General features: G+C 45.2%; 13 protein-coding genes. 11 read left to right on the top strand and 2 right to left on the bottom strand.

Annotated features, from left to right (window positions below; genetic code table 11):
* The first annotated feature begins 78 nt into the window (after positions 1 to 78).
* Genes ACL934_RS19785 through ACL934_RS19755 form a run of 7 tightly spaced genes read left to right on the top strand, consistent with a single transcriptional unit; the run spans position 79 to position 7,428 of the window.
* Positions 79 to 447, top strand: a complete 369-nt coding sequence (locus ACL934_RS19785; protein ID WP_295904278.1) for an NADH-quinone oxidoreductase subunit A — start codon at positions 79 to 81, stop codon at positions 445 to 447.
* A gap of 9 nt (positions 448 to 456) precedes the next feature.
* Positions 457 to 1,608, top strand: coding sequence for a complex I subunit 1/NuoH family protein (locus tag ACL934_RS19780; RefSeq protein ID WP_374076487.1), 1,152 nt, complete (start codon positions 457 to 459; stop codon positions 1,606 to 1,608).
* A 10-nt stretch (positions 1,609 to 1,618) separates the two neighbouring features.
* Positions 1,619 to 2,155, top strand: a complete 537-nt coding sequence (locus tag ACL934_RS19775) for an NADH-quinone oxidoreductase subunit J (RefSeq protein WP_374076485.1) — start codon at positions 1,619 to 1,621, stop codon at positions 2,153 to 2,155.
* Complete coding sequence (gene nuoK, locus ACL934_RS19770; protein ID WP_374076484.1) at positions 2,145 to 2,468, top strand: NADH-quinone oxidoreductase subunit NuoK; 324 nt, start codon at positions 2,145 to 2,147, stop codon at positions 2,466 to 2,468. The genes ACL934_RS19775 and nuoK overlap by 11 nt, the downstream gene beginning before the upstream one ends.
* 29 nt (positions 2,469 to 2,497) lie before the next feature.
* A complete protein-coding gene (gene nuoL / locus ACL934_RS19765) occupies positions 2,498 to 4,411 on the top strand; it encodes an NADH-quinone oxidoreductase subunit L (RefSeq protein WP_374080504.1) in 1,914 nt (637 codons plus the stop codon).
* A 3-nt stretch (positions 4,412 to 4,414) separates the two neighbouring features.
* Positions 4,415 to 5,968 (top strand): complex I subunit 4 family protein, encoded by a 1,554-nt coding sequence (locus tag ACL934_RS19760; RefSeq protein ID WP_374076482.1) that lies wholly within the window; start codon positions 4,415 to 4,417, stop codon positions 5,966 to 5,968.
* Entirely contained in the window at positions 5,968 to 7,428 is a 1,461-nt protein-coding gene (locus ACL934_RS19755; RefSeq protein ID WP_374076480.1) for an NADH-quinone oxidoreductase subunit N, read from the top strand. Before ACL934_RS19760 ends, ACL934_RS19755 begins: the two co-directional genes overlap by 1 nt.
* A 72-nt stretch (positions 7,429 to 7,500) precedes the next feature.
* Here the strand turns inward: ACL934_RS19755 and ACL934_RS19750 are convergent, their stop codons facing one another.
* Positions 7,501 to 7,899, bottom strand: a complete 399-nt coding sequence (locus ACL934_RS19750) for a hypothetical protein (RefSeq protein WP_374076478.1) — start codon at positions 7,897 to 7,899, stop codon at positions 7,501 to 7,503.
* A 107-nt stretch (positions 7,900 to 8,006) separates the two neighbouring features.
* Here ACL934_RS19750 and ACL934_RS19745 point away from each other — a divergent pair, with 107 nt between their 5' ends.
* Genes ACL934_RS19745 through ACL934_RS19735 form a run of 3 tightly spaced genes read left to right on the top strand, consistent with a single transcriptional unit; the run spans position 8,007 to position 11,723 of the window.
* Positions 8,007 to 8,921 (top strand): AAA family ATPase, encoded by a 915-nt coding sequence (locus tag ACL934_RS19745; RefSeq protein ID WP_374076476.1) that lies wholly within the window; start codon positions 8,007 to 8,009, stop codon positions 8,919 to 8,921.
* Entirely contained in the window at positions 8,857 to 9,801 is a 945-nt protein-coding gene (locus ACL934_RS19740; RefSeq protein ID WP_374076474.1) for a DUF58 domain-containing protein, read from the top strand. The genes ACL934_RS19745 and ACL934_RS19740 overlap by 65 nt, the downstream gene beginning before the upstream one ends.
* Entirely contained in the window at positions 9,798 to 11,723 is a 1,926-nt protein-coding gene (locus tag ACL934_RS19735) for a DUF3488 and DUF4129 domain-containing transglutaminase family protein (RefSeq protein WP_374076472.1), read from the top strand. The genes ACL934_RS19740 and ACL934_RS19735 overlap by 4 nt, the downstream gene beginning before the upstream one ends.
* A 56-nt stretch (positions 11,724 to 11,779) precedes the next feature.
* On the opposite strand, the gene ACL934_RS19730 is transcribed toward ACL934_RS19735, so the two are convergent.
* Positions 11,780 to 12,979, bottom strand: coding sequence for a patatin-like phospholipase family protein (locus ACL934_RS19730; protein ID WP_374076470.1), 1,200 nt, complete (start codon positions 12,977 to 12,979; stop codon positions 11,780 to 11,782).
* A gap of 299 nt (positions 12,980 to 13,278) precedes the next feature.
* Between ACL934_RS19730 and ACL934_RS19725 the strand changes: the two genes are divergently transcribed.
* Positions 13,279 to 13,767, top strand: coding sequence for a hypothetical protein (locus tag ACL934_RS19725; RefSeq protein ID WP_374076468.1), 489 nt, complete (start codon positions 13,279 to 13,281; stop codon positions 13,765 to 13,767).
* Positions 13,768 to 13,819: the final 52 nt, after the last annotated feature.

Genomic DNA, 13,819 nt, shown 5'->3' with positions numbered 1-13,819 from the left:
CATATTTCTTGGATTTCACTGACGACACATATATAACTAATTGAAATCCAAATAATAACGACAACTTTGGAGGGTCTAGTGCCACTCGGTGGAGTCATATTCATCGTCATTTTCATTGCTCTTTTTGGAGCTTTTTTACTATGGGTTGCAAGCAAAACTGGCGGCAAAGCCATCTATCATCCCATCAAATACGAACCCTATGAGTGCGGTATTCCTGCGCTTGATAAGAAAGATACAAAAGTATCCGTGAAGTATTACCTCACGGCGATTCTTTTCATTCTTTTCGATATCGAGATCATCTTCATGTATCCGTGGGCAATTTCTTTCCGTGAATTTATCGCGACGGGTGCGGGTGCGTTTGTGTTTATCTCGATGATGGTTTTCATCGCGGTTTTCATCTTCGGACTTTTCTGGGAAGTAAAATCAAAAGCATTGGAATGGGACTAAGCGATGGGAATGGGTAAAGATATTTTCGAGATAACCGTTAACGGTTTAAAACTTGTCGTCATCTTTTTGATGATGGTTCAAGCAGTTCCTATTCTCGTTTGGTTAGAGCGTCGTGGCTCTGCGTTCATTCAAAATCGTTTGGGACCAAACCGCGTTGGACCTTTGGGTTTGATGCAGCTTTTGGCCGATGCTGTGAAGTTCTTGACGAAAGAAAACTTCGTTCCTGATACAGCAAAACCATTGTTGTACTACGCAGCTCCGGTATTCGCGTTGATTCCTGGTGCGGTGGCATTCTCTGCAATCCCAATGTCGACTCCAATTCAAATCGGTGTGTTTGAAATGTTTGGTTCCACTTGGGGTCCGTACACTTTTCTAGTTCAAGGCTATGATATCGGTGTTGGTATCGTATTCATCTTGGGTGTTTCTTCTTTGGCTGCTTACACATTGTTGATGGCGGGTTGGGGATCAGGAAACAAATACTCTTTGATGGGTGCTCTTCGTGCATCAGCGCAAACGATCTCTTACGAGTTGGCATTGGGTCTTTCGATTGTTGGCGTGATCATGCTTTACGGAACTTTCGATTTGACGGCGATGACAGTGGCTCAGCAAGGTCCTTTGTCGGTCACGTTCTTGGGTTACACGATCTCTTCTCCGTACATTCCAAACTGGGGTATTTTCTACCAACCTTTGGCAGCTCTTTTGTTCTTCACGACGACATTCGCGGAATCAAACCGTTTGCCGTTCGACTTGGCAGAGGGTGAGTCCGAGCTTGTAGCGGGTTTCCACACAGAGTACGGCGGTTTCAAATTCAACATGTTCTTCATCGGTGAGTATGGTCACATGATGATCGCATCAGGCTTGATGGCGTTGTTCTTCTTCGGTGGTTACAGCATTCCTTATGTTTCTGTAGCGCAAGTTCAAGAGTGGGCGACGTCGGTGACTTCATCTGCTTCGGGCGCAAGCGCTTTGACAGCATTGATTCACTTCTTGGCGTTCAACATTAAGTTTGCTTTCTTCCTTTGGGTTTTCATCTGGGTTCGTTGGACTCTTCCACGTTTCCGTTACGATCAGTTGATGGATTTTGGTTGGAAGACTCTACTTCCATGGGCGTTGGCGAATACTATTTTAACAGCGGCCGTAATCTACATCGCATCTTTGTGAGGAGTTTAACGTGACAGCAGATGCTTTTCTTTTTTGGTTTCTAGCGATTGTCACTCTGGTCAGCGGCCTGAGTGTCATTCTTATGTCGAACCCTATTTATTCGGCTCTTTGCTTGGCAATGACGATGGTAGGTATCTCGGCTCTTTTCGTGACTTTGAATGCTTACTTCATCGCGGGTGTTCAGTTGATCGTCTACGCGGGCGCGGTCATGGTCCTCTTTGTTATGGTGATCATGCTCTTCGACTTGAAGAAAGATCTTCAAGCATTTACGCGCGGTAAGTTTTCAGGTGGCGTAAAAATCGCCTCTGTCGGATTGCTTGCCGGACTTGTTGTGGGTGCGATTGCAATGTCAGTAGGTCTTTTGACTGAAAAGACAACGGACAATCCAGTGACAACTGGAACAGGCATGGAAGCAACGAAACAGTTGGGCCATGTTTTGTTCACAAAATATATCTTTGGATTTGAAGCTTTGGGCGTGTTGCTTTTGGTAATCGCTGTCGGAGCCGTGGCACTTGCGCGCAGTAAAGGTGGAACACATGAACACTGATATCATTAACAATATCGGCCTGACTCACTATTTGGTTTTGGCAGCTCTTTTGTTCGTGACGGGTATGGCGGGAGTTCTTCTTCGTCGTAACGTGATCGTTCTTTTGATGTCGATTGAATTGATGTTGAACTCTGTGAACTTGACGTTCCTGGCGTTCAGCAAGTTCTTGGGTCTTTTGGACGGACACATCATGGTGTTCTTCGTAATGACAATCGCTGCAGCGGAAGCGGCAGTAGGTTTGGCCCTTGCTGTGTCTATCTTTAAACGATTCAACGAAGTTAACATCCGCTTCTTTGAGCACTTGAAAGGATAAGGGAATCAGCCGTGAATCATTCTCTTTTAATGGCCCTTTTAATCCTCGCTCCTTTTGTTGGTTTTCTGATCAACGGAGCTCGTTATAAAAAACACTCGGCCAACGTGGCGGGTGTGATTGCGACTGTTGCGATTGCGATTTCTTTCATCAGCTCTATCTTGTTGGTGCTTGATCTTGTTGCGATGCCAGTGGAGTCACGCAAAATCGCGGTGAGTTTCTTTGAGTGGATGGCGATTGATAAGTTTAAAATCAACGCCGGATTCGTTGTCGATCAAATCAGCGCGATCATGATCTTGGTAGTAACAGGCGTGGGGACTTTGATCCACATGTTCTCTATCGGCTACATGCATCACGATAAAGGTGCTGCGAAATACTTTGCTTACCTCAATCTATTCATCTTCAACATGTTGTTACTAGTTCTTGGTGACAGCTTGCTTGTGATGTTTGTGGGTTGGGAGGGCGTGGGTCTTTGCTCATACCTTTTGATCGGTTTCTGGTTCACGGACAAAGAAAAAGCAGCAGCAGGCATGAAAGCCTTCATCACGAATCGTATCGGGGATGCGGCGTTCTTGCTGGGTATGTTTGTTCTTTTCATCACATTCGGTACTTTGAACTTCTCTGAGTTGAATGCTTTAGCACCGACTGTTGCGGAGTCTTCTTGGTTGGGTGCGGTGACTTTGGGAACGTTGTTCTTGTTCATCGGTGCCACTGGTAAATCAGCACAGATTCCATTGTACGTTTGGCTTCCAGACGCGATGGCCGGTCCAACTCCAGTTTCCGCATTGATCCATGCGGCGACGATGGTTACTGCCGGTGTGTACATGATCGTTCGTTTGAACCCAATGTTCATCATGGCTCCAAACACGATGATGGTGATTGCGATCATCGGTGCAGCGACAGCGGTATTGGCAGCGACAATTGGTATGACCCAATGGGATATCAAAAAGGTTCTTGCTTACTCGACAGTTTCTCAACTTGGTTACATGTTCTTGGCTTGCGGTGTGGGAGCATTCGGAGCAGCGATGTTCCACTTGATGACTCATGCCTTCTTTAAAGCCTTGATGTTCTTGGGTTCTGGTTCTGTGATCCATGCGATGCACGAAGAACAAGATATCCGTAAGATGGGCGCACTTAAAAAGTACATGCCGATCACGCATATCACGTTCCTTCTTGGTTGGCTCGCAATCATCGGTATGCCACCGTTTGCGGGTTTCTTCTCTAAAGATGAAATCTTGGCTTACGCGTTCAACTCTCCATTCGGTTCACCAGTATTGTGGGCGATGGGTGCTTTGGGTGCGACTTTGACAGCGTTCTACATGACTCGTTTGATGGCTTTGACTTTCTGGGGCAAGAGCCGCGTTCCAAAAGAAGTTCATCCGCATGAATCACCTGCTTTGATGACGATTCCTCTGATCGTTCTTGCAGTTCTTTCTGTGATCGGTGGTTGGATCGGTATTCCGCACGTGATTGGTGAAGGTTTGGGACATATTCCAAACGTGTGGGAGCACTGGTTGCACCCAATGATTTCTCCGATCCCAGGATGGCAAGCAATTGATCACACGACAGAGTGGACTTTGATGGGTGTGTCAGTTGGTTTGGCTTTGATCTCTGTAATCGTGGCTTATCAGTTCTACGTGAAGGCTCCAGAGACTCCGAAGAAAATCGCGGAAAGCATTAAGCCTGTGTACAACCTTGTGTATAACAAATACTTCGTTGATGAAGCGTACTTTGGTTTCATTATCAATCCGCTTGTGAACATCAGTAAGAACACTTGGTACTATATTGATGTGAATTTCATCGACAAGATGACTTATTGGGCTGGAGACCTTATGCGCGGCATGGGTTCTATGGTTCGTTCTGTTCAAACCGGCAATATGCAACAGTATGCGATGTATATCGGCATCGGTGTTGTTGTCGCTCTTTCATTTGTGATCATGAGGTAATGTATGATCCTGAGTAGCATTGTTTTTCTACCTCTTCTGTTTGCTCTGATCATCGCAGTTTGGCCTAAGTCCAATACGGTTCGCCACTTGGCTTTGGGACTTTCTGTGATTGAGTTCCTTGTGAGCTTGGTTCTTTTCCAAAGATTTGATCCGAACTCTGCGGGACTTCAAATGGTTGAGAAGTTCATGTGGATTGAAAGATTCGGTATTCAATACTTCATGGGTATTGACGGGATCTCGTTGTGGCTAGTTCTTCTGACGACGTTCCTTACACCGATCATCATCCTTGCAAGTTGGACTGCGATCACTGAAAGAGTTAAAGGCTTCCACGTTGCTTTGTTCATCTTGCAAACAGCGATGCTTGGAACTTTCTTGGCGATGGATGCGATCTTCTTCTACGTGTTCTGGGAGTTGTCACTAGTTCCAATGTACTTCATGGTAGGTATCTGGGGTGGTGCTCGCAGACTTTACGCGACAGTGAAGTTCTTCATCTACACGATGGCGGGCTCAGTTCTTATGCTTGTGGCAATCATCTATATGATGTACCTGACACAAGAAGCGACAGGCACAATGAGCGCAAGTCTTTTGGACTTCTATTCACTTAAGATTCCATTTGTGGGCGGTACATTCTTCAGTCTGCAAACACTTTTGTTCTTTGCTTTTGCTTTGGCATTTGCGGTGAAAGTTCCTGTATTCCCACTTCACACATGGTTGCCAGACGCCCACGTTGAAGCACCAACTCCAGGTTCAGTTATTCTAGCTGGTGTTATGCTTAAGATGGGTACTTACGGTTTCATGCGCTGGGTGATTCCTCTTTTCCCAGAGGCTTCTGAATACTGGGCATGGTTGTTCATGCTGATCGGTGTTGTTGGTATCATCTATGGAGCTTTGGTTGCGATGGTTCAACCGGATGTGAAAAAACTTGTGGCATACTCTTCTGTATCGCACATGGGTTACATCTTGTTGGGTCTGTTTGCATTCAACGCTTACGGTATGGCCGGTGGTTTGTACCAAATGTTGAATCACGGTATTTCAACGGGAGCGCTGTTCATCTTGATCGGTATGATCTATGAAAGAACGCACTCTCGTGAAATTTCCAAGTACGGCGGTTTGGCAGGTGTACTTCCGCTATTCACGATCTTCTTCTTTATCATCACTCTTTCTTCAATCGCGGTTCCATTGACGAACGGTTTCGTTGGAGAGTTCTTCATCCTTCTTGGAACTTACCAAGCTCAACCAGTGTTCGCGTATTTCGCGGTGACGGGTGTGGTTCTTGGTGCGGTTTACATGTTGTGGATGTTTAAACGTGTGTTCTTCGGTGAACAAGGTGAACTTGTGAAAGACGAGCATCATCCTCTTCACGATTTGAACGTGCGCGAAATCGCGGTTCTTGTTCCGATGGTTATTATGGTGTTCTGGATGGGTCTATTCCCGAACCACTTCTTGAATTACTCCAAGGCTAGTATCGATTACTTGGTGAACAATAGAAGCAACTACAACCTCACAATTGTTCAACCTGGCGATGCTTCGACTCAGCATGCGCAAGGAGGTAACTAATGAATACCAATATTGGTCTTAGTGACATTCTTCTTATCTCGCCAATGATCGCTTTGTTCTTGGCAAGTATCATTCCTATCACGGCAAAAGTTTTGCGTGGAAATCGTGAACAACACCCGGTTGTGACTTTATCTCAAGCTTTAATCGGTATCGTGATTGCGATTGGTTTGCTTGTTGTCTTTGGCGGCGCAGGTAAAACGGCTTTCAATAACGGCTTGATCTTTGACGGCGTGACTCAGTGGATGGGCGTTATCGCGTTGGCTGCGGCTGGTTCTGCGATGATCATGATGTACGAAAATCCATCAACGTCTGGAAAACAATTCTCTGAATTGATCTTTTTGGCGATGAGTTCGGCAATCGGGATGTTGATCCTTGTTTCTGCCGTGGATCTTCTAATGGTGTTCATCGGTCTTGAGTTGATGTCTTTGGCATTGTACCTCATGATCGCGATGAGCCATGAAGAGAAGCTTTCTAAAGAAGCGGCTTTGAAATACTTCGTTCTTGGATCTTTCGCATCAGCGATCTTCTTGTACGGTGTGGCTTTCATCTTCGGTTCTACAGGTGGAACAAACATTCTTGGTTTCATGGAAAACGCAGCAGAACTTGTGCAAACGTCTCGTTTGTTCTTGTTCGGTATCACTTTTGTGATCTTGGGCTTCTGCTTTAAGGTTTCAATTGCTCCATTCCATGCTTGGACTCCGGATGTTTATCAAGGGGCTCCGACTCCGCACTCGGCCTTCATGGCGACAGCGGTGAAGACAGTTTCTTTCGCGGCTTTCTTGCGTGTGATTGCAACGAAGTCTTTGGTGGGTTCTGACCACTTGTTTGATATCTTGCAATGGTTGGCTGTGATCACAATGATCGTAGGTAACACGGCAGCGATCATCCAAAACAACTTCAAACGTATGATTGCTTATTCTTCAGTGGCTCACTCAGGTTACTTGCTTGTGGGTCTTATCACTGCGGGTGTGAGCGATAACGGTGCGTTTGGTGCTTCTGGCGTGATCTTCTATCTTTTGAGCTACGCTTTGATGACTTTGGGTGCGTTTGCAATTGCAAGCATGCTTGAGAGATCTGAAAACCACATCGTGAATATCGATGACCTCGCGGGTTTTGCGAAACAAAGACCGATGCTCGCTCTTTGCCTGACAGTGTTCTTGTTGTCACTTGCAGGTATTCCGCCAACATTGGGATTCTTTGGTAAGTTCTACTTGTTCAACGCAGCCATCGGCGAAGGTCTTTTGTGGCTTGCTGTATGGGGTGTTTTGAACTCTGTGATTGGTGTATACTACTACCTAAGACCGATTGTTGTTATGTACATGAAAGAGGGCAATGCCGAAGTGGCAGGTCACTCTTTGAATGCAACGACTGTGACTGCAGTTGTGATGGCATTGGCAATCGTATTGATGGGATTTGTATCGGGTCCTATCTTTAGCGCGGTAGAGAAAAGTTTGTTCTAGTTAATTCTCATAGAGCTAGAAGTAAAAAGCCTCGGGAAATCCCGGGGCTTTTTTGTTTTAAGAGGCAAGGAACTAAAGAGTTTTTCTTTGAACCACGATAGACATCGAAAGAGACTCTTTGCCATTGTTTCCGCCGACTGTAATTTGAGCCGGGGAGTTTTCTTTAGCGAGAACTTCGGGACGTGCGGTAATTGTACGCTTTCCATCTTTTCCAATAAAGCCGACCACAAATTTCATTAAGATGCCTTTTTGATTCTGGATTTGACCCTCTGTTGCAACAACATCAATGAAAGTTGTTCCATCTTGGGTTTCTTCTGTGATGCTTCCGTTTTGTCCATCCTTAACAAGAATTCCTGGAGACGAAATCTTTTTGCCATTCTTTGAGACTTCGATTTTCAAATCGTAACCTCTTTCAGAAGCAAATGTTGAAGTGCTAAATAAAAAAACTACTGTCGCAAGAACTTTAAACACAAAATCTCCTTCATTATATTTGTATCTATATTGTTGGGCTAGGCTTTCATCGGGTCAACATCCTAATCGCTGGTTCGTCGGGCTCAGAGGCATTAGTCTTATTAGGCATGAATCAAAAGTTTCACCAACTCATCACTGAAGCGTCGAAAGTTGTTCTGGATAAGAATGTGGAAATCCGCTTGGCAATGACTTGCTTGTTAGCAGGCGGGCATTTGTTGATCGAAGATTTGCCGGGAGTTGGAAAGACCACTCTTGTACAAGTTCTTGGAAAACTCACGGGATTAAAAACGCGCCGTATTCAATTCACGATTGATCTTCTGCCTGCGGATGTAATCGGTGGACAAGTTTTTCATCCACAAGAACATAAGTTTGTATTTCACCCAGGCCCTTTGTTTTCACAACTTGTGATGGCCGATGAACTCAATCGCGCAAGTCCGCGCACGCAGAGTGCTCTGTTACAGGCAATGGAAGAAGGCGAAGTGTCTGTCGACGGAACAACGTGGCCTTTGCCTCGTCCGTTCTATGTGATCGCGACACAGAATCCCCATCAACAGATGGGAACATTTCCTCTTCCAGAAAGTCAGCTCGATCGTTTTCTTATGAGTTTAGAACTTCATCATGCTTCGAAAGAAACAGAAGTACGCATTCTGCAAGGTGAAGATCCAAGACATCTTTTGCAAAAAGTATTTTCGCTATTTACTGAAAACGAAATTACCGAGGCATTGTCGTTGGTTGAAAAAGTTCAAGTATCATCTGCGGTCGCAAGTTATATCGCAGAACTTTTGGAAAGATCTCGTCGTCCCGGTTTTGAAGGAACGCCTCTTTCCACTCGCGCAGGGATGGCGCTAGCGAGAGCAGCGAAAGCGTGGGCCTTTATGGAAGGCCGCAACTATGTTCGCCCTGAAGATGTTCAACAAATTTTGATTCCCGTTTTAGGTCACCGTCTGGGAGGAAATCATGGCATCAAGCGAGGCCGTGAATGGGCAGGGGCTTTACAAAAAAGTACGCCAGTTCCTGTCTAGGAAAAGAACAAGAACTTATATTGTTCCAAGTGCCTTTGGTTTCGCCTTTGGTGCGATGGCACTTATTCTTTTCTTTCTTGCAGTTGGCTACGCCAACAATCTTATCTACATCTTTGTTTTCTTTCTTATTTCCGTGGCGCTAACAAGTGTTCTGATCACAAACAAGAATGTCGATGGTTTAGATATAGAAAATATTTTCTCCGAAAACAACTTCGCAGAAGAGCGTGGGTCCTTTGCTGTTCCGATTAAAAATCTTTTCTCTTCGCCAGCATGGGAACTTTCCATCTTCTTTGAGAAAACAGAGGAGCGAACGCACGCGGTCTCGCTTTCTCCCGGAGATGAAGAGAGTGTCGTAGTTTATTGGACACCCACAGAAAGAGGTATCGTGAAACTGCCTCGCCTTATTTTGCAGAGCACGTTTCCATTTGGCCTGCTGCGCGCCTGGAAAGTTTTTAAAAAACCACGGGAAGTTTTAATATATCCGTCTCGCAGGGGAGATCCTCAGTTTCCGCAAAAGTCATTTGGATCAGATGAATTAAAGAACTCCGGCCTTTTCAGAGATCATAGAGAGTATCAAAGCTCCGATTCAATGATGCGAATTGATTGGCGAGCCAGCGCGCGCAGACAGGAACTTCTTGTGAAGAATTTTGAAGAAATGGAAAAACCGTCTCTGCAATTTTCTTGGGAACAGACATCGCACTTGGCAGATTTTGAATTGCGCCTCTCACAGCTCTGTCTGTGGATTGATGAAGCTGAAAAGCGGGGGCATCAATACTCTTTGCAGCTAGGAACGAAAAAGACCGCGATGGAGCGTGGCCCCTCTCATTGGAAGACGTGTTTAGAAATCTTGGCTCTTGCAAAGCCCGGAGAAGTTTCATGACGAAAAGATTCTTTGCGCAAAAAGCCTTAGCAATTTCTTTTGTCACCGCTATGGCGATGGTGGCGCTTGAAGTTTCAGCGTGGATTGCGATTTTTAGTTTCGTGATGTTGTTTTGGAAGTGGGGAACCGAGAATCTTGGATGGAAACCGTTGTCCAGAAAAGTGACGGGCACTTTAAGTATCCTTCTTTTAATTCAAGTTCTCATTCAGTTTCGAACTCTGATTGGACAAGAACCCTCATATACATTTCTTCTTGCACTTTCGTCGTTAAGAATCATGGACTATGAAACAGAGCGGGATCACAAGTTCGTGGTGCTACTAGGGTTTCTCCTAATATCCGTGAAATCACTTTTCACCTTGGATATTTATTGGATTGTTCCCTCAGCCATTGCCTTTGCAGGTTTGTGGTATTCTTTACTGCCGCGAGATCTTCCTGCGAAATCCAAAGTTCTTATTAAAGTGTTCATTCTTTCAATACCGGCCGCCGTCGTCCTTTTCTTTGCGTTTCCGCGTTTTGTTCTTCCCTGGGCGATGTCTCGTGGAGGGTCTCCTTACGGTGAAATTGGATTTACGGATGAAATCAATCCGGGGCGTGTGGCAGAGCTAGCAAGCAATCCGGCTTTAGCATTTCGTGCGAAGATTTCCGAGCTGCCTCTCAAAAAATCCATGGATCTTTACTGGCGAGGCTCGGTGCTCACTTCGTCTCGTGGATTAAGCTGGCGACCCGGAAGGCCGGGATTGAGAGCCACTGAAAATAGAAGTGTTCTTGAGGGACCCACGTATGAAGTTGCGATGGAGCCAACCTCACAAATGTATCTCTTTGTTCTCGACGGAACTCAAAACGTAGAGCTTGAAGCAAATAATGTTTTGCCGTTGAACCAATCGGTTTTCAGAGCCACACGTCCTTTAACAAAAGCATCTGTTTTTCGTGCCTCTTGGAAAGAGAACTGGGTGGACACAAATCCACCTGACGAAGAACTTTTAAAATTTCCACCAGTTCAAGGAAAAGTCCACGATTGGGTGGAAGAAGTGAAGAGTCGAAAACTCAGTGAAGAAGAGCGACTGGATGAAATAAAAAAACTATTTTCAGAGGGCGGCTTCTTTTACACATTAAGTCCCGGAATTTATGGAGCCAACGATCTTGAATCATTTCTATTTGATCGAAAGGTTGGATTCTGCGAACACTTCGCCGGAGCTTACGCTACGTTATCCAGAGCTCTCGGAATTCCGGCCCGAGTTGTCGTTGGTTATCAGGGCGGAAGATACAATCCTTTGGGTGATTTTTGGAAAGTGGCGCAAAAAGACGCTCACGCCTGGGTTGAAGTTTATCTAAATAACTCTTGGAAAAGAATGGACCCGACACTGTGGGTGGCGCCACTGAGATTGGCGATCGGTGCTGAGGAATTCTTTGGTCTTTCGGAAGAAGATCAAAAAGCCTTTGCCAGAACCGTGGATTGGCGGCCGCCTCCGAAAGAGCAGTTTCTGCTTTGGGATGAGATGAGCTTTTGGATGGAAGACCTCAATTATCGGTGGACGTACTTCCTGATTGATTTCGATAAGACGTCACAACAGAGTCTTTGGCAGAATTTCTCTCAATACAAGGTGCGCCTTCTGTTCGCGGGATTAATAGCACTTGCTCTCTTTGTTTTTGTATTCCGCAGTCTTTTTAGACAGAAAGGTTTACTGACAGAAGAACAAGTTTTAATTCTGGCAGTAGAGGCATGGGCCCAGAATCAAAGCGTTCCGCGGGCGCCTTCAGAACCTCCTTTGAGTTTTCTGGAAAGACTTCAACAAGAGTTTCCCGAAGATAAGAACCTGTTATCACGCATAGCTCGCTTTTATGATCAAAAGATATATGCGCGAATTCACCCTGAAGAAGATGCGAAAAAGTTATTGGAATTTTGGCGGGCAAACCATCGTTAAAGAAATAATGCGCCGTAGACGCAAAAAATCCCCTGGCACCTTTTAACTGGCACCTTTTAAATATCTACTTGGCGAAGGGCGTTGATGCCTGATTTAAATCCGATGCGCACGATGCGCGCAAGAATCTCTGGATTTAAACTAAAGTGATCAACGAAGAACATTTCATAGTTCTGAGGGCGCGGAGAGACGTAGATGTAATCCACCTCGGGGCGGTAGTTCACACGATTGCGAATAATTTCAAGCAGTTTGTCTCTGTGTTCAGGCGGCAAGTTCATTTGTTTGAAATAACCGTCGACGGCATTGTAGATTCCGCGCACGTCATTTTTGTACTGGATGTGACGGGCAATCTTCTGCTGAACAACTTGATACAAAGCCTGATTGGCGATGAGTGGGATTCCGTAGTTATGTAAAGAACCCATCTCTTTCGTGTAGTGATAAGGCTGAATCGAGTAAGAAGAGATAACTAAATCAGCTCCATAGTCAGAGGCGACATGTGTTGAAAGTGTGTCGCGAATCTCGCCGTCATAATAAAATATCTCTTTTCCATCGGGTCTTGTGATTCCATAAGGAGCAAAAACCGGCGGAAGAGATGTGGAACAAGCAACCGCGTCACTGATTGTCGCATAGTTGATGTACTTGGTGTTTTCAGTTTTATAGGACTCCGGGAAATTTCCGAAGATCGCTTTGCGCGAATGATTCAGTTGAGTTCCGATAATAAAAAGGCCAACTCCCAAACGAGCAAAGTCGTTATCGAGCAAAACTTCTTTACGCAGATAACTTTCGATACCCTTGGTTGAAAACAGACCGTTCAACTTCAAACCGTTTTTCAAAAGAGATTCAACTCCTCCGGTGACCAAAGCTTTTTCCATCAATGTGCGTGGAATGAACTTCAAAAGTCCGCTGGAGTTTAAGTTGAAAATGTCGCGGTAAGAAATCGGTTTTAAATATCGGAGGTCAGACTTATCAAATGTCGGCGAAGTTCCGGAACCAATTTGAAAAGCATTAATTAAAGATTCAACGGAGTAACCAGCAGCAAGAATCGAAGCAACGAATGCTCCGGCGCTGGAGCCGACATACAAACGGATCGTAAAAGGATCTTCATCCCCGAAATTCTGACGCACCATCTCTTTAGTTCCGCCAGCAAACTTAAAGCCTTTTTCTTGTAGAGCTAAGCACACCCCAATGTGGAAAGCCGCAGCTTTGATGCCGCCACCGCTTAGTACTAGGGCCACTTTTTTCTTATCACGAATCCGCATATTGATAACTTCTAGTATCGGACTTTCAACCACAAGGCGCAAAGAATTCTTTCAACCCTAAGAAAATCCATGACTTAGGGTTGCGTAGTCAGACGAAGGTCTAGTGAATAGGCAGCGTTTGACACATGATTAACCAGATCAAGGTCCTGAATTTTCTTGAATTTGAATAAGTACTCACACAAACTTTGACAGACCGAAGTCGTGTGATAATGTTGGATACGCAGGCTGAGTAGGGCTGACCACCTTCCCGAAAAGACTGACTGTTTAGCACTCCGGCGCTGCCGGAGTAGAGGAATTTAATGAACGTCGAGCAAGTTGGTTCTTGGTTACCGCTAACGGACTATTCCACTAAGTACAAAATTAGTGTGAGTACACTCCGCCGTAGAATCAAAGCTGACGACATTAAATTCCGATTTGAAGACGGCAAGTACTTCATCATGGACGAACCGATGGGTACCCATCAAAGAGTACATCGCCCCTCCCAAGAAAGCGAAATCGCCTTGGTGGGTGCTCATCATGGAATGATGAAAGGTAACGACACTATGTCAGCTTCTTCAAAAGACGAAATGAAGGCTCAGGACCTCGACAAGGCTGTTAAGGCTAACAAGGATGAGCCCATTTTGACTGCCGCCAACAAACTTCTGAACGAACTCAAAAAAGCTTACACACAAATCCTTCAAGAAAAAGAAGAACAAATCTTCCAATTGAAGGACGAAGTCACAGACCTAAAAACATTGGTCCGCGTCCTCGAATCCGAAAACGAACGCCTCAAAGGTTTCAAACAGTAAAAAGGTGCCTGCTTCTTTTTTGGGTCTACGCTGCGTTAAAATCCGCAGCGCG

Origin of the sequence: Bdellovibrio sp. HCB-110 (genome assembly GCF_047323225.1) — a bacterium.
Classification (GTDB): domain Bacteria; phylum Bdellovibrionota; class Bdellovibrionia; order Bdellovibrionales; family Bdellovibrionaceae; genus Bdellovibrio.
The sequence above is the reverse complement of the archived record's forward strand: the minus strand, read 5'-3'. Positions and strand labels throughout refer to the sequence as shown.